General features: G+C 61.1%; 15 protein-coding genes and 6 pseudogenes. 14 read left to right on the top strand and 7 right to left on the bottom strand.

The features are described from left to right. Window positions 1-153 precede the first annotated feature (153 nt). From LRS09_RS28350 to LRS09_RS28340, 3 genes are read right to left on the bottom strand one after another with little or no spacing between them, the layout of a single operon-like run. Window positions 154-1959: an ATP-binding protein gene (locus LRS09_RS28350; RefSeq protein ID WP_257810554.1), complete on the bottom strand. Its 1806-nt coding sequence runs from the start codon at window positions 1957-1959 to the stop codon at window positions 154-156. After that, on the bottom strand, window positions 1949-2653 hold the full coding sequence (locus tag LRS09_RS28345) for an FkbM family methyltransferase (protein ID WP_257810553.1): 705 nt from the start codon (window positions 2651-2653) through the stop codon (window positions 1949-1951). The genes LRS09_RS28350 and LRS09_RS28345 overlap by 11 nt, the downstream gene beginning before the upstream one ends. A gap of 3 nt (window positions 2654-2656) precedes the next feature. Then, window positions 2657-3283: a response regulator gene (locus LRS09_RS28340; RefSeq protein WP_252913115.1), complete on the bottom strand. Its 627-nt coding sequence runs from the start codon at window positions 3281-3283 to the stop codon at window positions 2657-2659. 222 nt (window positions 3284-3505) lie between these two features. Between LRS09_RS28340 and LRS09_RS28335 the strand changes: the two genes are divergently transcribed. Next, on the top strand, window positions 3506-3898 hold the full coding sequence (locus LRS09_RS28335; protein ID WP_257810548.1) for a hypothetical protein: 393 nt from the start codon (window positions 3506-3508) through the stop codon (window positions 3896-3898). A 60-nt stretch (window positions 3899-3958) separates the two neighbouring features. Here LRS09_RS28335 and LRS09_RS28330 read toward each other — a convergent pair whose 3' ends face one another. From LRS09_RS28330 to LRS09_RS28315, 4 genes and pseudogenes are all read right to left on the bottom strand, one after another. Beyond that, a complete protein-coding gene (locus LRS09_RS28330; protein ID WP_252913113.1) occupies window positions 3959-4444 on the bottom strand; it encodes a hypothetical protein in 486 nt (161 codons plus the stop codon). 22 nt (window positions 4445-4466) lie between these two features. Then, window positions 4467-5163, bottom strand: a pseudogene (locus tag LRS09_RS28325) (thermonuclease family protein). Beyond that, on the bottom strand, window positions 5160-5696 hold the full coding sequence (locus LRS09_RS28320; RefSeq protein ID WP_252913111.1) for a thermonuclease family protein: 537 nt from the start codon (window positions 5694-5696) through the stop codon (window positions 5160-5162). Before LRS09_RS28320 ends, LRS09_RS28325 begins: the two are co-directional and overlap by 4 nt. Beyond that, entirely contained in the window at window positions 5693-6274 is a 582-nt protein-coding gene (locus LRS09_RS28315) for a hypothetical protein (protein ID WP_257810642.1), read from the bottom strand. The genes LRS09_RS28320 and LRS09_RS28315 overlap by 4 nt, the downstream gene beginning before the upstream one ends. A gap of 167 nt (window positions 6275-6441) precedes the next feature. Here LRS09_RS28315 and LRS09_RS28310 point away from each other — a divergent pair, with 167 nt between their 5' ends. From LRS09_RS28310 to LRS09_RS28245, 13 genes and pseudogenes are all read left to right on the top strand, one after another. After that, on the top strand, window positions 6442-7323 hold the full coding sequence (locus tag LRS09_RS28310; RefSeq protein WP_257810546.1) for a lytic transglycosylase domain-containing protein: 882 nt from the start codon (window positions 6442-6444) through the stop codon (window positions 7321-7323). A gap of 54 nt (window positions 7324-7377) precedes the next feature. Next, window positions 7378-7671 carry a TrbC/VirB2 family protein gene (locus LRS09_RS28305; RefSeq protein WP_245414201.1) on the top strand — a complete coding sequence of 98 codons (294 nt, stop codon included), beginning with the start codon at window positions 7378-7380 and terminating at the stop codon, window positions 7669-7671. Window positions 7672-7674: 3 nt separating this feature from the next. Continuing rightward, window positions 7675-7974: a type IV secretion system protein VirB3 gene (locus LRS09_RS28300; protein WP_252913109.1), complete on the top strand. Its 300-nt coding sequence runs from the start codon at window positions 7675-7677 to the stop codon at window positions 7972-7974. Between the two features lie 2 nt (window positions 7975-7976). Beyond that, window positions 7977-10389 (top strand): annotated as a pseudogene (locus tag LRS09_RS28295) (VirB4 family type IV secretion/conjugal transfer ATPase). Next, window positions 10386-11451 (top strand): annotated as a pseudogene (locus tag LRS09_RS30155) (lytic transglycosylase domain-containing protein). Before LRS09_RS28295 ends, LRS09_RS30155 begins: the two co-directional pseudogenes overlap by 4 nt. Before the next feature lie 11 nt (window positions 11452-11462). Beyond that, window positions 11463-12161, top strand: coding sequence for a type IV secretion system protein (locus LRS09_RS28285; protein WP_192568386.1), 699 nt, complete (start codon window positions 11463-11465; stop codon window positions 12159-12161). A 230-nt stretch (window positions 12162-12391) separates the two neighbouring features. Continuing rightward, window positions 12392-12787 carry a type IV secretion system protein gene (locus LRS09_RS28275; RefSeq protein WP_257810545.1) on the top strand — a complete coding sequence of 132 codons (396 nt, stop codon included), beginning with the start codon at window positions 12392-12394 and terminating at the stop codon, window positions 12785-12787. Beyond that, window positions 12717-13403: a type IV secretion system protein gene (locus LRS09_RS28270; protein WP_257810544.1), complete on the top strand. Its 687-nt coding sequence runs from the start codon at window positions 12717-12719 to the stop codon at window positions 13401-13403. The genes LRS09_RS28275 and LRS09_RS28270 overlap by 71 nt, the downstream gene beginning before the upstream one ends. Before the next feature lie 44 nt (window positions 13404-13447). Beyond that, the gene (locus tag LRS09_RS28265) at window positions 13448-14143 is read left to right on the top strand and encodes a virB8 family protein (RefSeq protein WP_257810543.1); all 696 of its coding nucleotides are present in this window, start codon (window positions 13448-13450) and stop codon (window positions 14141-14143) included. Further along, a pseudogene (locus LRS09_RS28260) lies at window positions 14140-14948 on the top strand (TrbG/VirB9 family P-type conjugative transfer protein). Before LRS09_RS28265 ends, LRS09_RS28260 begins: the two are co-directional and overlap by 4 nt. Beyond that, window positions 14948-16166 (top strand): annotated as a pseudogene (gene virB10, locus LRS09_RS28255) (type IV secretion system protein VirB10). Before LRS09_RS28260 ends, virB10 begins: the two co-directional pseudogenes overlap by 1 nt. After that, a complete protein-coding gene (virB11, locus tag LRS09_RS28250) occupies window positions 16147-17178 on the top strand; it encodes a P-type DNA transfer ATPase VirB11 (protein ID WP_148914172.1) in 1032 nt (343 codons plus the stop codon). The pseudogene virB10 and the gene virB11 overlap by 20 nt, the downstream one beginning before the upstream one ends. Then, window positions 17175-19215, top strand: a pseudogene (locus LRS09_RS28245) (type IV secretory system conjugative DNA transfer family protein). The gene virB11 and the pseudogene LRS09_RS28245 overlap by 4 nt, the downstream one beginning before the upstream one ends. Window positions 19216-19271: the final 56 nt, after the last annotated feature.

Below are 19271 nucleotides of genomic sequence, written 5' to 3'. Positions count from 1 at the left end.
ATACGGCGCCCTGAGACAACCGGACAAGGCTTCACTGAGAACGCCCTCATCCGCGCAATGACCATGCAAACGACGCGGAGCGAGTATCGCGCCGGGCCTATGCTGCTGAAATGGCAGCAAAACTCTTCGCATTGCACGGCTGTCAACTCCACCTCATTCGTGACAATCGAAGGGCTCGATCGGAATTGAAACCCGGACTGACGTACCTTTGGAATATTCCGAACTTAGCACCAGCGTCCCGTTGAAAGCCGCCGCCATCTGCGTACAGCCTGTCAGCCCCAACCCGGTATGTGAGCCCGCGCGTGTAGAAAAGAACGGCGTTTTCGCCCTCGCCACTACCTCGGCCGACATTCCCGGGCCGTCATCGACAATCTCGACCACCAGGTCGCGCCGCTTGGAGAAACGATGATCTTTGACCTTCGCGGCGACGGTGATCTGGCCCTTCTGCTGGGCTCCAAGCGCGGCCTCGGCATTCTGGACGAGTTCATCGAGGATCAGTCGCATGGGCGCGGCCGGCACCTGTACCTGAGCGGCGTCCGGGCTGACGCGCATATGAAGTTTGCAGGAACCGATCGCGCTTAGCTGATCGAGAACCGTCGCCAGACTTTCCCGTCGGGTATCCCTATTTGCATACGCTATTGTGCCGAGACCGTTTGTGATGGCTTCCAGCTGCTGGACCGCTTCTCTCGCCGGCATCAGCATCTCGGGGTTCTTTACGTTGTCTTCGTCCTGGTAGCCCAGAAACAGCTTCAAGGCGGTGACACGCGACCGCGTCATGTGCGCGTAGAGCGAAGAGAACGACCGCAAGTGCTGTTCCTGCCGTCTTGCGAGCGCATTTCGCAGATGGATGATCGCATAGCCGACGGCGGCGAGTACCAACGCAACCGCAAACAGGAACCTGTTTCGTGACGCCGCTTCTTCAATGTGAGCCGTCGTGTTCAATGTCTCGGCATGCGCAACCGCGGTGCCGGAAACCTCGAACATCCGCTGTTCCAAATCGGGCATGACCTGAAGCGCGCCCTCGAAGTCCGTGCTGCCCTCGAGTATTGGATCGAGATAGTCGCTTGCCACGGCCTGCAAGCCGCGCAGTAGCTCGACATCGCGGTCGCCGAGAAATTTTGGGGCATATTCGAGCTTTAGCAGCTGGTCTACATTCGCATTGAGCAGGAAGACCTGGCGTTTGAGATCAGCTTCCATCCGGCCGGTCGCCGCCGCCAGGCGCAGCTCGCCGTGGATACGAGCAAGATGCTCACGGATCTGCGTCGTCCGCCACTGAACCTCGTACGTCTGACTATAGTTCAGGTCCGATTCGGCACGATACTGTTCGGATCGGACGAAGGCACCGCCGCAGAGAAGCAGCGCGATACCCAAGCTTGCGAAGGGGAGGGCGGCTTTGAGCCCCGGCGCATACCCCCTCATTCCACCGGCCTGACGGCCACGACGAACCAGACCCAGATCGAATTGCGGGCGGGTATATTCCGCAGGGAGCTGATCATAGGGCCAGACGAGAAAGATCGGTCCCTGCTCCTCGGGAGATAGCGGCGTGAACTCCTGATCTGACTTGCATCTACCAGCCCGCATGTCCGCGCTCACGCAGGCGCGGTCGATCGCAAAGATCGGCTGGTAGCTCTGGATCTCCTTGAGCAGGATCTCCGAGGTGAAATTGTCGTAGGCGATGAACTGCACCGACTTTGCGGAATCCAGGCCGTGCTTGAGCAGAACGTCGGCGATCCTCGGTCCCCGGAAACTGATGGCCTCACCTTCCTTGGTCCACGGAGTTCGTGTTTCGATCTCGACGTTCTTGAAATCCGAGCGCAGCCGCTCGACGGGATATCGATCAGAAACCGTCCGCTGACTACCCTCGATGGTCAGAATGCTGGGATCAGAGTAGGCAGCGATGGCCGTCGATGCGAAGGCTAACAGCCCCGAGACGGCGCTGAGGAATGTTTCACGTCGCATGGGCAACCTCCGCATCGAATTGCCTTTCCCCGTCATCGACCGAGTACAAGACACAGGGGCCACTCGACCCCCGAGGATCGTAGATCAGTTCCTTGCGCGCCATGGCCGCGGTGATCGTCTGAACGCCTGCCAGGCCGTAGAGGTGGTCGTGCAGCTCGAGGAACACACGCTCTATCCCCGGCAGTGACGCGTTCTGGAGCAGGTCCAGTTCGGCTCCTTCCACATCCATGACCAGGACGTTGATGCCGTGCTTCGCTATGAAGGCATCGATATCCCGCGACGTGATCTCGATGACCTGCTGGTATGGCCCTTGGTCGGCAAACCCCGACGACATCCAGAAATCCGATCGCCGGAAGAAGGAAACCTTCTGGGGAGGTCCTGCGGCGAGGATACCGTTTGAGAGCAGGACATTGCCGTTGCAATTCAGCTCAATAACGCGTTGGGCAAGCTGGGTGGTCTGCGGATCGGCCTCGAAGCTCCAGACGCGAACGTCGTCGACCGACGCTATGATCGATGTGATGACTCCCAACCCGGCGCCAAGTTCGAGGACACGATCCCCGGGTCGAATCGCACGAGCAATCCGTCGCGCCTCGTTGGCCTCGTAGCTGCCGCTCTGCAATGCTCGCCAGATTTCGGCGGAAACTTCGTCGGGAGAGATCGGCACGCGCACGCCGTGGACGGTGAGTTCGGTCATCCGTCAAAGCCCCTTCGGAAGGCGGCCCAGTTTCAGCAGCTTGGCGCGCGCCTGCTTATAGTATTTCTCGGCGCTTGCCGGGTTGATCCCGGTCTTGCCCGACATGGTCTCGAAGACTTCGCGGCGCTTCGTTCCCGCCTTGCGGCGCATCATCATAGCGAGAATCTCGTCTTCACGCGGGGTTAGGGTAGGGAAGCGCACATCCGGCTTCGCGGCGTCCAGCTCGGACAAGCGGATCGGCGTCTCGCCCCTGTCAATCTGCTCGAGGACATTGCGCAGCTCGCCTGGCGCCAACCCGGTCTTGCAAACATAGCTCCTGGCGCCGAGCAATCGGCAGGCCAATGCCTCGTCCTCGTCATCCGAACCGGTGACGACGATATGTGCGGCGTCCGGTGCGGCCTCAACAATCGTCTCGACCACGTGAAGTCGATCATGACGCGAAGTGGGATCGAAGCCTGGCAAGCCCGGGTCCGTAATGACAAGGTCGAACCGATCTTGCTCGAGAAGCTGTCTTGCCATCGGAAGGGTTTGGGCGCCGGCGACATAACAGTCGCGCAGCCCCGCGCGAAGTTCGGTCATGAGGGCCAGGCGCATCAGATTCTGGTCTTCGACGACGAGGGCTCGGTGCATGAGTCGGTCTCCCGATCAATCGAGTTACCCCGCCGCCCAGCACGATGCATAAGACCGCATATTCGCGCTGGACAAAAGGGGATGAGGCCATCCCCCTTCGCCAAAAACGGGAGGCAAATGCCCCCTTTCAATCAAACTTGATTGCTGAGAGTAAGATTCGGCACGCCTCGCACGATTTGGCAAACCTTCGCATGCGGAGAAGGCTATTGTGGAGAGAACCGGATGCCTATCAAGTTGAACGGTCGGGTGGTTACCATCCGACAAGCAGTATCGCTGCACAACAGAACGCGCACGACTGCGAATCGGCTGAACGGATATTCACGAATGCCATGGTCGATTCTGCTCTATCCTCTCGCCCAGCTCAACCGGCTACGCGGAAAGACCGCATTGGAAGCTGTGGTTGCTCTTGATCCAGCGGATTGCGAGGAGGCGCGCGAGAAGCTCATTTACCTGATGGCGCTCATGTCCTCGAACGCTGTCACCCTGCCGCCGAGCGACGTCCAACGCGCTATTCTGACCCTGCGTCCGTTCAAGTCGGACCTTGGCGACGCTCTCTCCACCGGGCCTTGTGGGGACCGCCATCGAGATTGGCGAAGACCCGCCTCCGATATCTAAGTTTACCAGCGCGACAACACAATCGGATGTGTAACCGGACGGGTCAAAGTGTCGTGACGACTATCGGCGCAGGCTGAACCAGTGTCGCGTGACATTGCCGTCATCGTGCCGGATGTCGAAATAGTATGGGTCTTCGCGGAGCGGCCGGGCCGTGGTGACAGTTTGCTGGCAATCGTCACGGCCACCGAAGCCTGAGGGGCAGGTGTCCCGCACCTGCACGCAAAGGTCGGGCTTACCGCCGCGGTGGTCCTGGTTGCTGTAGCCGATGTTCCAGCCTGCCGGGCAATCGTCATAGGCTTCATAGCCCGGTTTTCCTGTCCCGGCTTCGGGGCAGGTCGGCCAGGAAAATCCCCAGTTGCCCATCGCCGAAATCAGGCGATACATCGGAGCGTGGCACGCCGGTACGCCGCGCCAGGACGGGTTCGAGGATGACGCACACAAGAGCACCTCGCATCCCCATTCACTCGCCTCAGCACGGTCCGGAAACCACATCCACGTCGCCACGGCGAGGATTGTCGCTGTCGCGGTCAGCCTGACTCCGTTCATGGGGACGTCTCCTTCGATCAGCCTATCGATCTGTCCGCTTGGGGCGCCTGCGCGCATCTTCGAACGGCGGAGAGATCTCGCTTTCGCGTTCGGCAAGCAGGTTGAAATCCGCGATCGGTCGCCGGGACAACGTCCGGTCCACGGCCTTTGCGCGCCATTCCGGCATATCGAGCACATAGGTGGCCCACATGCCATGCCGGGCGGACATCGCGTAGTTCTGCCAGGCGTCATACTCGGCTGGCGCCCGCGCGATCGATGCGGGCCCAGCCGACCCGTAGCATCTCGAGGGCAAGATCACGGCCACGCATGGTGCAGCGGCCGAGAAGGGCGCCATCGACATCCTTCGCCAGAACCGAGCAGGTCACCTGGGCGTTGCCTACTGTCCGTTTCAACCACGCCTTCGCCAGAGGCCCGCACGGCACCGGCTTCGGGATCGCGCTTTCGCCGTGGCGGCGAGGATCGTAGGCCCATTGCGGCAGTTCACAGCTGTCGATCGAAGCCAGTCGTGCCTTGTGCCGGCTCATCGGGAACCAGAGCGTTCTGCCATCGATGACAGATGTCCGGCCGTCGATTCGTATTGCCTCGCTCAGTTCGGGAACCGAGTTTGCTTCGACGGAAGATCGTCTTTGATCGCGCAGGAGGTCCGCCGCATGGGCTGGATAGGCCTGGGCGGCCAGCAGCAAAGCCGCGACGGTCGACTTGACGGCCGCTGACGTCATGGCGACGTTCCTTCACCGGCCGCGCCTTGTCCGAGCAGGAGCGCCGGGTGCTGGACACCGTCGAATTGCCAGAGACCGGCCTTCTTTTCCCGGGCGGCCTGCTCCACCACGGCGTAAGGCGTGTGATGGGGCAGGCCGCGTTCGTCCAGGGACGCGAAAGCAAACCCGGAGGAGATCATCAGATTGGCCAGATCCAGCCTGTCGGCGCCGATCGTTGCGTAGCAGGACACGAAGACCGTTCCAGCCGATTGCGCGACCTTCGCACAGACGGGATGTGTATCTGCGATGTAGGCGGCCAACACGGCCAAGGAGGCCTCGCCACAGTCGCGACGAGCGCCCGAATTATCGATATAGGCTGTACCGCGCAGACAGGCCTGCACGCCGAAGAGACGGAAATGTCGGCCGCTGTCCTGCCAGCTGTCTCCGCTTTCGAGCGTCACGCCTGGTTTCAGCTCGAAGTAACCCTCCGGCGGTGTGGCCGTTGCCGGCGTCAAACCGACGGTCAGCGACAGGAAGAGGGCAGGGGACTTCATTGGCCGGCAACCCTTGGATCCGCCCACATGCCGTAGCCGCGACGACCGATGTCCTCGGCCTCTTTCAGATCGGCTCTTGTGGGTGTCCCGTCCGCCCGCTTTGCGATGCGGTGAGTGCCGAGCGAGACCAGCTGCTCCTCGAACATGTCGATCGAGTCGAGGCTGCCCGGGTAGTTGTAGTAGCCGTAGCAGGTTGCGTCCTGCGCCTGCGCGCCGGACTCGCTGACAAAGGCGCGGCAGTAGATCACACGGGGCGACTGGAGCAGCGTTGCCAGACCATGGCGAGCGTAGTCGTCACAGGACCCGGCAAATCCTTCCTTGCGATTGACCATGTCGCCCGCGCAAGGCTCGATCCCGTAGAGGTGCACCGTCAGATTCGCGTCGACGCGGAAGTCAGTAGGCGACACTGCCTTGAATCCGGAAGCCGACGCATAGCCTTTGCGCTCCGACACGTTCCCCTGGCCGTCGTAATATTCCATGACCAGGACGGTCTTCCCGGGTGCCGCGAGGGAACGAACATAGGTTTCGTCCACCGGCCCGGCCGCATAGGCCGGCAGGCATGCGCCGATCACCGCCAGGCAACTGGCCGCTCGTTTCAATGCAATCGCCTCCAGGTTGTCACCTTGCTCGACATTGACCTGCCTCCTCTCTCTTTGCAAGAAAAAATCACAATCAAATTGACATTGTTTTTTCTCTCGCCTAACCATTCCTGCATCTGTCGTGACAAGGCTTTGGATGCGGACCCATGGCGATGCAGGCAAAATCACCGTCGATAGCGCCGATCCTGGCCGTGACAATCCTCACGAGCATATGCGTTGCCGCGGCCAAAGTAACATTGGCTTCAGAACTGTCCTCGCGCCTGGCATTCCAGCCGGTCGAGACAGGCGAAAATGGACAACAACATGATGATGTTCCGTCGTCCGCTGACGCCGTGGCCGAAGCACGCTGGGCGCGGCTGCCTGACGACTACGTGCTGGGAGAGGGTGGTCAGATAGTTCCCCAAAACCAGGCGCCCGAGCTGATCGGAGTGCCAGCAGCCGAGGTCGTCGGGCTCGAATCCCGCGGCAGTCATTTTGATAGTGGTATTCAGCCTGGCACGCCGGAGTGCGGGCCGTCTCCGGCAACGCCTGCTGAGATCACCCGCCTCGTGATCGAGGCGGCAGAACGGCACGATGTCGATGCGGGATTCGCCGTCGCGGTTGTGACCGCCGAAAGCCGGCTCGATCGGCTGCGCAATTCGCCCAAAGGCGCGCGTGGACCCATGCAGCTAATGCCGGCGACGGCCGAGCGATTCGGTGTGACCGATATCTGCGATCCCGAAGAGAACATTGATGGTGGGGTCCGCTACCTGCGCGAACTAGCCGACGAATTCCGCAATCCGCTTCTCGTTGCCGCCGCTTATAACGCAGGCGCGGGACGCGTGCGCGACTATGGCGGCATTCCGCCCTTCAAGGAAACGCTCGGATACGTCGCCGAGGTCCTCAACATCCAGATGGGTCCTGAGGGCAGCGGTGCGACTGCAAGCGAGCCGCGTGACGTTGTTGATGAGCAGAAATCTACCCCTGCCAGCGGAGTCATCTCGTCGCGCGAACGCCGCCAGTGGATCGGCGGTGTCATGCATTTCTAGCCGGAGGTCATCATGAACGACGTTTCCTATTCGCCTGCTGCTCGGCCCATCCCAATGCCAATTGCATTCGTCACGATGCTGGCCATCTGTCTGCTGTTTGCAGAGCCGGCATTGGCGCAATCCTCTGGCGCCTTTGCGCCGCTGGAAACCGCGGTCCAGATGATCGTGGATTTCATCACCGGGCCGTTCGGACGGCTTCTCGCCATCATCGCGGTGATCGCGCTCGGCTTCCTTGCTTTCGCCGGCCGCCTCTCCTGGTTCACCGCCGGCGCGGTCGTGCTCGGCATCGGCCTCGTCTTTGGCGCGCCGGCGATCGTGGACGAGATGATCGCGGCCGTGGGGAACTGAGCCATGGGCGAGGTCACCGACGAACAACCCCATCTGACGCCGCTGGTGATCGGTCTGACACGGCCGCCAATGATGTGGGGCATCCCTCTCAATGCCTTCTACATCATCGTCGGCTTCACGCTGATCGCCTTCCTCGTGAGCACGAGCTTCTGGTCGGCGCTGATCGCGCCGCTGATCTATCTCGCGCTCTTCGCCTTCTGCAGCCGCGACATCCGGATTCTCGATCTCGCGCAGGTCGTCGGTCGCCGCACACCTCGGACGCCCAACCGGCTGTTCTGGCGCACCAACTCCTACGGGCCGTGATCATGTTGAACGTCGTCATCGAAGAGCTTGGATTTGGACGTGAGAGCCGGCGCGAACGGCCCATGTCGATCCACATCCCGTATCTGCGCCATGTCGCCGACGCCGTGATCGGCCTCGAAAGCGGGGCGATCCTTTCGGTGATCAAGCTGGATGGTTTGTTCTTCCAGACCGAGGACCAGGCCGAGCTCAACATGCGTGCGGCCGTCCAGAACACGCTGATTCGAGCGCTCGGCTCGAGCCGCTATTCGCTCTGGTCGACGGTGATTCGCAAGGAGGTCAAGCCCTGGATCGGCGGGATCTACTCGGACCCGTTCTGCGATCTTCTGAACACGCGCTACGTGGCATCGTTGCGCGACAAGCGCATGTTCACCAACGAACTCTACCTCACGATCGTCCGTTCCGGAATGCGCGGCGCGCTCGGCGCCGCCGAAGGCTTTTCAAGACTGCTCGACCGCTCCTCCGGCAAGGAGGTCCTTGAGCAGCGGCTGCACGAACGCATCAACGAACTCGAAGAGATCGTGGGCAACGTCACGCGTGAGCTGCAAAAGTACGGCGCGCGTCCGCTTGGCGTCGTCTACCGGGACGGCGAGCCCTATTCGGAACCCTGCGCCTTTATCAACACGCTGCTCACCTGCGGCATCGCGCGCGATATGCGCCTGCCCCGAATGGGCATCCGCAGCTATGTCGGCACGTCGCGGCTACACTTCTCGAAGCGGGCGTTACAGGCGCAGGGTCCGACCGAGGCGGAGAATCGCTTTGGCGCGATGATGTCGATCAAGGAATATCCTCCGTTCTCCGGACCTGGGATGCTCGACGGGCTCCTGCAGATGAATCACGAGTTCATCTGCACCCAGTCGTTCACGCTTGCCGACAAGCCGATCGCGCAGGAGCGCATTTCCCGGCTACAGCGTCAGATCCATGCATCGGATGAATCGGGCAGCACCGTCGAGACCGATATCGATTTCGCGCTGAACAGCCTACTCAACCAGGAAGCCGTCTTCGGCTATCACCATTTCAGCCTGCTGTGCCTGTCGCGCGATCTCGCTGGGCTCGACAAGGCCGTCGCCGAGCTCGGCTCGTGTCTCACCGACATGAACATCAACTGGCTACGCGAAGACCTTAACATGGAGGCTTCGTTCTGGGCGCAACTGCCGGGCAACCACGCCTACATCGCGCGTTCCTGCATGCTGTCGAGCGCGAATTTTTCGGGTTTCTCGTCGCTGCACAACTTCGCGACAGGCTCGGCTAGCGGCAACCACTGGGGATTGCCGATTTCGATCCTCGAAACGACGTCGCAGACGCCCTACTGGTTCAATTTCCACCAACGCGATATCGGCCATTTTTTGGTAACCGGACCGACCGGGTCGGGCAAGACCGTGGCGCTGACCTTCCTGCTTGCGCAGGCCTTTCGGATCTCGCCTGAGCCGCGGGCCGTCTTCTTCGACAAGGACCGCGGCGCAGAGATCTTCATCCGCGCCGTCGGCGGCGATTATGAGGTGCTCCAGCCAGGCGTTGTCACCGGTTTCAATCCGCTGCAGCTCGAGAACAACGCCACAAATCGCGAGTTCCTGCATCGGCTTCTCAAGGCCATGCTCGACCCGGCCGACGGCCACGGTTTTTCCCAGGAAGAAGAGGACACGCTGGAGCGCGCGATCGGGCGCATCTGCCAGGAGCCGGTCGAACAGCGCACGCTCGCCAACCTGTCCGGCCTGTTGATGGGTCGCGCGCGCTCCGACGCCAACGATCTTCAGTCACGTCTGCGTCCATGGTTCGAGGGCGAGAAGGCCTGGCTCTTCAACGCGCCGCAGGACGTCTTGTCGTTCTCGGGCCGCCGAATTTTCGGCTTCGACATGACGCACATCCTCGACAATCAGGATGTGCATGCGCCAGCGCTCATGCCTTTACCATCGGCTGGACGAGCTGCTCACCGGCGAGCCGGTTCTCATCTTCATGGATGAGGGCTGGAAGCTTCTCCAGGACCCGATCTTCTCCAACTACATCGTCGACAAGATGAAGACGATCCGAAAGCTCAACGGGATCGTCGGGTTCGGCACACAGTCGGCGGCCGATATTGCGCGCTCGCCGCAATCGCACACGCTGATCGAGCAGTCGGCAACCAATCTGCATTTCCCGAACCCACGCGCAGATGAGGAAAGTTACATCCGGCGCTTCGGACTGACCGCCAAGGAATACGCCTTCATTCGCAACACCCCGCCTGAGCGGCGGACGTTCTTGATCAAGCACGGAAACGACTCGGTCATCGCCCGATTGGATCTATCCTCAATGCCGGACCTCGTGCGCGTGATGTCCGGCCGCAAGGAGACGATCGAGCAATGCGCAGCACTTCGCGCGCAACTCGGTGACGATCCGGCGAAGTGGCTGCCTGTTTTCTGCGGCTGGGAGGTTCCAGCATGATTCGGCCTGTTTCCATGCTTTTGGTGTTTGCAGCATCACCAGCGCTTGCTGACATTCCGACGATCGACAATACGGTCCTCGACCAGCGCGAGGATCGCGACCGGAAAACCGGCGAGATCGAGAAGGTCGATGAGGAGCGCTACGTCAACAATCAGAGCGTGACCTGCTCAATGTACCGGCCAGGCCGAAAGGATGATCCGGTCGCAGCGGCGAATGCCAATCCGGCGATCGCCGGCCTCGTTCGTCGGATCGCGCGGGAAGAAGGTGTCGACGAAAACCAGTTCCTGGCGCTCGTTTACCAGGAAAGCCGTTTCAATCCTTGTGCAAAGTCCGGTGCCGGGGCGATCGGCCTCGCCCAGCTTATGCCGGGAACCGCCGGCGACCTTGGCGTCGATCCCTACAATATCGATCAGAACCTGCGCGGCGGCGCGCGCTACTACAAGCAGCAGCTTCGAAAGCTACAACGGCAATGTCTCGCTGGCGCTTGCCGCATACAATGCCGGCGCGGGGAACGTGAACAAATATGGCGGCATCCCGCCGTTCAAGGAGACGCAGGGCTATGTCGCCAACATAACCCGGAAGTGGCTGCCTGCCTTCGGCGGCTCCGACAAATCGGGCATTCCGGTCAACTATGGCGGTGGCGGCGCCTATGCGGGCGCCCGGACCAGCACCATGATCGCAATGGGCCTGACCGCGGCGATCGGAGAGGGGTCCGGCGATGTCACGTCCTGGCTGACGCAACTTCGCGACATGAGTTCGGGCACGATCCAGGACAGCTGGGATCACAATTCGGGCGCGCGCAACGCGAACATCGAGCTCATCAATCGGCTGATCCTGCTCAGTATGGCCTTCGCCGATCTCACCAATTCCACCAACGCCATGACGCTAGGCGACCTGTCCGGCACAAACCGATCGACCCGGTATGAGACGGGCAACGAAGGCGACGATCGGCCAGTGGCTGGCTTCTGCGACGGGCGCGAAGGCTTTGTCTGGGACGCCGACGCGAAGGCATGTGTTCAACACATCGACGCGCAGGCGCAGCTGCTCCTCGATATTCAATGATGGAGATCGACATGAAACGCTCGTTGGCAATTCTGGCGTTCGTCGGCGCAGGCATAGCGCCGGCAGCAGCCGATATCCCGGTCATCGACAAGACCAACTACGCGGTCGCACGTGATACCGCTGAAAAGACCGGCAAGATTCTCGATACGAACAAGGAAATCCTCACAACGGTCGAGGAGACCCTGAAGGCGGTCACCGGCGACCGCGGGGGCGACGCTGGTCCCCTGAAGGATATCGCGATCGGCAACGGTTTTAGCGTCTCATCCATGCCGTCCTTCGACAGCATCCTGAAGGGTGGGATCGCCGATTTCGGCTCACTCGATCCCAAAGTGGTCGAAGCTGCCACGCTTTTCATCAACGGCTTGCAACTCGTGCGCTCTCTTTCGGGCAAGGACAACAGCTCGCTGGCCAGCGACAAATCCTATGAGGAGCTCATGAAAACGGTGATGGGCGTGTCGGCTCTGATTACCGGTTCTCAAGCTGCGGTCGAAACCCGCCGCTCCGCACTCGAAACCGCCGGCGGCGACATCGGCAAGGCCGAGGATATCAAAGGCTCTATCGACCAGAACACGCAGCTCCAGGTCCAGACGGGCCTGACGTTGAACGAAATGATCGGCGTGCTGAACGCCGGCGTGCAGTCGTTGCACGCCGAGAACCAGCGCAAGCTGACCGACATGTCGAACACCAAAAAGGCGCTGCGGTACGAATGAGAGGGCGGCAGTGCATCTCGAACGCTTTGGTGTTCGCACTGGCCGTTCTCTCCAGCGGGTGCGGCACACCGCGCGAGAAGACGGCGCCGTGCACACGACCGGCCAATCTGTCGAGCTATGCCAGCACCGGGGACGAATGCGGACCGATGTTTTCGGTCAACGCGGACAGGGCTGCGGCATTGGCGGCGATCCAGGGCTTCGCGACTGGCGACGAAGAATAGGGCAGGGCGGTGGACGATTTCATTGGAGAACTGCTGGATCGGATTGACGCTTCGGGAGAGAACTTTTCCCAGAGCGCGTACGAGGCGCTGAGCCAGGATCTCGAGCCGCTTCTACGCCTGCTCTTCGTCCTTGCCGTCCTGTTCTACGGCGTGCAGCTTTTCCTCGGGACTTCCCGCCTCAGCGTCGCCGAAATCATTGGTCGGCTGGTGCGTGTATTCGTCATTCTCATTTTGGTCGGCACATGGTCGAACTTCAACGATCTTGTCTATGACTGGCTGACGACGGTGCCGGAGGCGGCCGGCCGCGCCATTCTGGCGGCGTCGGGGCACCGGCGTGACCGAACCCACGAACGGGCTGTCGCAAATCTGGAAAACCGCGAACACCGCCGCAGCGACCTTCTCTGAACAGGCCGGCTATCTGTCCGTTCTGCCGGCCTTGATTGGCATCGTCATTATGCTGTTCGCGGGCATCTTCGTCGCAATCGCCTTGGGAATTCTGGTTCTTGCGAAGGTGATCCTCTGGGTTCTCCTCGGCACAGCGCCGATTTTCATCTCGTGCTTCTTCTTCGATTCGACTCGTAACTATGCCGTCGGCTGGCTCAATCAGTCGCTGCTCTATGCGATGATTCCTTTGTTCGTTTACGTGATCGCCGCATTCCTGATCGCGGCGATGGAACCGGAACTGACGACGATCGACAGCATCTCCGGCAATCGCGAACTGAAGCTCAGCGACTTCGCTGCCTTCATCATGCTGTGCATCGCCGGCGCGTTCGTGCTTTTCCAAGTGCAGTCCTTAGCGCAAGGCATCGTTGGGGCTTTCGCAACCGCCATCGGTCACGAGTCGCGCCGACATGCTTATCGCGGCGTCTATCTCGGACGCGAAGCGATTGGGCAATCGGCACGCCAGACACGGGCTGCCGTGCATCGCGTCCAGGCCCGACTCCACTCACCTCGGCAGGATGGCGTGGGCGCCTCCATGCAGCGCGCGATCACGTCAAATGGAACGCCTCGGCAGACCTGACGGCAGGTTGATGTTGGATCCCGAACAACACGAGAAGGGCAGGGATGGCAGACAAGTCCGAATCCGCGCTGCGGTCCTATTTCCAGCAAGGCGATATCTGGGAGCAGGAGATCATCAAGCGAGCGAAGCGCTCGGCGCGCGTCGCCTGGTTCTTCTCGATCGTCTTTGCCGGGATCGCCATGCTCAGCCTGCTCGCCGTGGTGTTGATGCTGCCGCTGAAGAGCTTCGAGCCCTATGTCGTCACCGTCGACCAGACCACAGGCTACATCGAGGTGAAGTCCGGCCTGACACGGCCGGCCAACCTCAACGAGCAGCAGGCGATCACACAAGCCAATGTCGTGCGCTACATCCGCGCCCGCGAGGGCTACGACCCCTACGCTATCACCGAGAATTTTGGTATAGCAGCGCTTCTTTCCGCGGACGAAGCGGCGCGGGAACTGCAGACTCTCTACAGCGCGGCAAATGCACAGAACCCCACGAAGGTTTATGGCCGGCTGAAACGGGTCCTCGTCGAGATCAAATCGGTGACGTTCCCGAACGCCAGCACGGCGATCGTCAGGTTCTCCACCAACGAACGCAGCGACACGGAATCGGTCGTCCGTCATTGGATCTCCGTCGTGCGCTTCCGCTACACCGACACGCCGATTCGCAACGAGTGGCGCTTCGAGAACCCGCTCGGCTTCCAAGTCTATTCCTACCGCCGGGATCAGGAAACGGTCACGCCCGGAGATGTGCAATGAGGGGCCGCTCCTGGACGGCTGCGCTCATGCTGTGCGGCTCCCTCTGGCCGGCGATGGCGGCGCAGACCCCGAAGGGCGGTTCTCTGGATGCCCGCGTGACCAGCGTCACCTACCAGGAGAACAACGTCGTCCAGGTTTTCGCGACCTACGGCATCTCGACCATGATCATCTTCGACGAGGACGAGAAGTTTGAAACGATTTCGCTCGGCGACACGGAAAGTTGGCAGGTCGTCCCGGCCGAGAAGGGCAACATCCTCTTCGTCAAGCCGATCGCCAAAGACGTCGTTACGAACATGAACGTCGTCACCGACAAGCGCATCTACTATCTCGAACTGCATGATTTCGCGCCCGAGGCTCGCCGCAAGGTTTTTGGAATCCGCTTCCACTACCCGGAGAAGAATCTCAACGCTGCTTTGCGACAGGAGGCCGAACAACGAGCTGCCTGGCCGAACATCTCCGGCATCGACAAGGCCAACGTCAACATCGACTATTCGTTCTCGGGTGATGCGCGCCTGAAGCCGCTGATGGTCTTCGATGACGGCAACAAGACCTTCTTCAAATTCGACCGACGCGTGCCGGCGATCTTCGCGGTCAATTCGGATTTCTCCGAAACGCTGCGGAACTTCCGCAGGGAAGGCGAGACATCGTCGTCGACGGGACGGCGACCCAGTTCACTCTGCGTGATGGCGATCAGTGGATCTGCATCTTCAATCTCAGAAAGCCGGATTTCGCGGCGCCTGATCCGGCAATCCTCGGGCCAGTCGAAGATGACAAGGCCAAACGCCGGCGTCGGAGCGGAAACTGATGAAGCGCTCCCCCGAACTCGAGGCTCTCGGTCAGGGCGACGATTCCGTCATTGCCGACAATGCCGTTCGTCGTAAGCAACTCGTCGGTGGCGCTGTTCTGGTCCTGCTGGGCATTGCTGCCGGCTATCTGGTTCTCGCCGGCAGGCAGCCGCCGGTCCGCGAGATGCTCGACGGCGACGAGGAGTTCACCACCACGACGTTTCGTCCTCCATCCTTTGTGCGCGAGGGAGAGCCCGAGCCGGAACCTCCGGCGCCGGAGATCGTCCAGATTCCGCCGCCACCGCCTCCGCCTCCTCCGGCCGAAGAGGCCGATACGACCGAGTTCGAGGTGCCACCGCCGCCCGTTCCCGGTGCGCCGCCGCCGCCGGAAGCGGTCGATGCGCCGGCTGAAGAATTCCCCGTGCGCTTCCGCTCGAAACTGGTCGTGGTCGACAATGCGACCGCCGGCGGGCAAGGCAGTTTGACCGGCAACGAGGTGGAGGGGCTGACCGTCGCCGGTGAGGATCGCAGCAGCAAGTTCCTCGCCGCAGCCTCCAGCATTGGCGACCGCGGCGCCAAGGCGCGAAAGATCGAACGTATCGACGCACTCGTTCCTGAAGGCACGTTGATCCCTGGAATATTAGAGACCGCTATCGTCAGCGACCTTCCCGGGCAGGTGAGGGCGATCGTCTCTCAGGACGTCTACTCCTTTGACGGTCGACGCATTCTGATCCCCACCGGCACCCGTCTCATCGGTGAGTACCCAGTCCGAAATCACGCGGGGTCAGACGAGAATTTTCGTGGTCTGGACCCGCATGCTGCGCGATGACGGCGTGTCGGTCCGGCTAAACTCGATCGGCGCCGACAGTCTGGGCCGTGCCGGCCTGACCGGGCGCGTCGACAAGAAGTTTCGCGAGCGCTTCGGCGCAGCCATTCTGCTCTCAATCGTCGGCGCCGGCGCCAGCTACCTAACCGGTTACGGCAGCGAGGCGGCGGCCGGAGACAGCGACAATGCGCAGAACGCTGAAGAGCTGGCCCGTGAAACCCTCGCGCAGACCTTCTCCGACATGGCCAACCAGGCATTGGGAGACTCCTTACGAATTCCACCGACGATCAGCGTCAGCCAAGGCGAGCGCATCTTCGTCTTCGTCCGCCAGGACCTCGATTTTTCCGCCATGTACGAGGATCCCGTCACCGAGGCACTGAGGGAGATCCGTCGTGAACGTAATCTCGACTAGCTTCGCCGCCGAACAGAAACACCATTTTCTGAACCGGGCGCTTGAGTCGCTGCGGCCATTTCTTGATGACAGCCAGGTCGTCGAGATCTCCATCAACTCCCCGAGCCAAGTTTATGTGGAGCGGATGGGCTCGGCCCACATGGAACACTATGAAATACCTGAGCTCACCGCCGACGAGATCGTCAACATCGGCGAGCGCGTCGCGGCCACAACCAACCAGTTCATCAACCGGTCAAGTCCGATCCTCAGCGCCGCCCTGCCGACAGGAGAGCGAATACAGGTCGTCCTACCGCCCGCCGCGCCCGAAGGCGGTGCCGTTTCCATTCGCAAGCAAGTCATCAGCAACTTCACGCTCGACGACTATCGCGATCAGGGATCGCTTGATCAGGTGACGGTCGCCGTCGGCGGTCTCAGCGGGACCGATCATACGTTGATCGAGCAGCTCTCGGCCAGGGACATCTACGGCTTCATTCGAACGGCCATCATCAATCGCGTGTCCATCCTGATCAGTGGCGGCACCTCCAGCGGCAAGACGACATTCCTCAACGCGTGCCTCAAATCAGTTGACCTGCAGGAACGTATCATCACGTTGGAAGATACGCGGGAGCTCTTCCCGCCACAGAAAAACGCGGTGCATCTGCTCGCCTCTCGTGGCGACCAGGGAACGGCCAATGTGACGATCCAGTCCTTGCTCGAGGCCTCGCTGCGCATGCGACCGGATCGGCTTTTCGTTGGAGAAGTCAGGGGATCGGAAGCGTTCGCCTTTCTGCGCGCAATTAATACGGGCCATCCCGGCTCGATGTCGACGGTCCATGCCGACACGCCGCTTGGTGCCTACGAGCAGCTCGCCATGATGGTGATGCAGTCGGGCTTATCGGCCGCCTATCCGAAAGCCGATCTCATCTCCTACATCCAGAGCGTCATTCCGATCGTGATCCAGTTGCGCAGGGAAGGGGGCAGACGCGGCGTCTCCGAAATCTTCTTCGCTCGCGGACGGACGGATGCGGCATGACCGGGTCGCTCCGCGTCTTCTATTTCGGCTTTTGCCTAACCGTCGCCCTTGCCGTCTGGCTGTTGGCTTATGGTCTTGGTTTGCAGTTGCTGTATCGCGATGGTCGGGTCCTGCAGGCGACCATCACCACAAATCCGTTTGCCCCATTACAGCAGCTGATCGCCTATGGGGACAGCGGCGTCCTGCGCGTTGTGGCGCTTGGTGCCCTCCTCCCAGCCGCGCTGGTTGCCGGCATCGTGGCCTATGCCGGCCTTCGACCGAACTTGAGCCCCCTCGGCGACGCCCGATTCCAGACCGCGATGACCCTCCGCCGTGATGGATGGTTCCGGCGGAAGGGGAAAATCCTCGGCCGTTTCGGGCGCCAAATCCTTCGTGTCGACGACGATCGGCATCACCTGATTATCGGGCCGACACGCTCGGGGAAGGGGGCGTGCTACGTCATTCCAAACGCACTTTCGCATGAAGGCTCGATGATCGTCACCGACCTCAAGGGCGAGATTTTTCGCAGCACCGCCGGCTATCGCAAGTCCAGGGGCAGTCAGGTATTCCTGTTCGCGCCAGGATCGGAAAGGTCGCATCGCTACAATCCGCTAGATTTCATCAGAGCGGACCGCGGTGACCGTACCACCGACATCCAGAACATGGCTGCCATTCTTGTGCCGGAAGTCACCGAATCCGAGAATTCGATCTGGCAGGCTACCGCCCAGCAGGTCATCGCCGGCGCAATCAGCTACATCAACGAAAGCGTCTACTATAAGGGACATCGCACTCTCGGCGAGGTCACGTCCTTCTTCAACAGCGGCGCAAATCTCCAAGCGATGATGACGCTCATCAAGAAACGGGAACCGTATCTGTCTCGCTTCACGACGGAGAGTTTTAACGCCTACATCGCCCTGTCCGAACGCGCCGCCGCCTCGGCGCTTCTTGACATCCAGAAGGCTTTGCGGCCGTTCCGCAACGAGCGCGTCGTGGCAGCGACATCAGCGACCGACATGGACCTACGCGCCCTGAAGCGGCGTCCGATCTCGATCTACCTCGCCCCCAAGGTCACGGACATCACACTGCTGCGGCCGTTGCTCGCACTGTTTGTGCAGCAGACTCTCGACACGCTGATGATCGAGCACGCGGAACGTTCGGTGCCGGTCTACTTCCTGCTCGACGAGTTCCGTCAGTTGAAGAAGATGAGCGAGATCACGACCAAGCTGCCCTACGTGGCTGGCTACAACGTCAAGATGGCCTTCGTCATCCAGGACCTGAAGAACCTGGACGAGACCTATGGCGAGACGTCCCGCCACTCATTGATGGGCAATTGTGGCTACCAGCTGGTCTTCGGCGCCAATGACCAGGCAACAGCCGAAGCCGTGTCGAAAGCCCTGGGCAAGCGCACCGTCCGATACAAGACCGAGTCCCGCACGATCGAGCTGATGGGCCTGCATCGCCGTACAAAAGGTCGAGCAGTTGAGGGAGCGCGACCTGATGATGCCGCAGGAGGTGCGGCAGATGCCGGGAGACAAGATGGTCATTCTGGCCGAAGGTCAGGGGCAGGTCTTTGCTGATAAGCTTCGGTTTTTCCGGACATCGCCGTTCCGCGAAATGGAGAGCTTCTCACAGACACATGTGCCGGACGTGCCGGCAACCGAGTTCCTGCCGCAGCGGCCCGTGCCGGCAACAATTCCTGCCTATGCTGGCGAGGGCACGAATATCTCGAAAACTGAAGTCCAGGGTGCCCAGGCACCGGACAAGGCAAAGCGTGCCGGTCGAGAACTTTCCGCTTGGGCCGAACCCGCTGATGTTGGCGACAGGCGCCAAACAAGAGCGGTCGCGCCGGCCAAGGCACAGTTGCGAGCAGGGGCCGCAGCGAAAGCAACGCCTGGTCCACTCGATGCTCGTTTCGCAAAAGCCGCCCGGAAACTGAAGGCTCTTACCAAGGCTCCGGCCAGGTCCGGAAACCAGCGTGTAAAGCAAGGCAGTTGGGCTCGCGTGTTCGACGAGACCATTCCAGACGAACTGGAGATCGCCGAGGCCGAGGCGAGCTGACTCTCCACTTTCATCGCGTTCTGTTTCGAGAGCGCGAACATGCCGTTCTTGGTGAA

The sequence above is a fragment of the Mesorhizobium sp. J428 genome (assembly GCF_024699925.1).
In the GTDB taxonomy this organism is placed as follows: domain Bacteria; phylum Pseudomonadota; class Alphaproteobacteria; order Rhizobiales; family Rhizobiaceae; genus Mesorhizobium_A.
The sequence above is the reverse complement of the archived record's forward strand: the minus strand, read 5'-3'. Positions and strand labels throughout refer to the sequence as shown.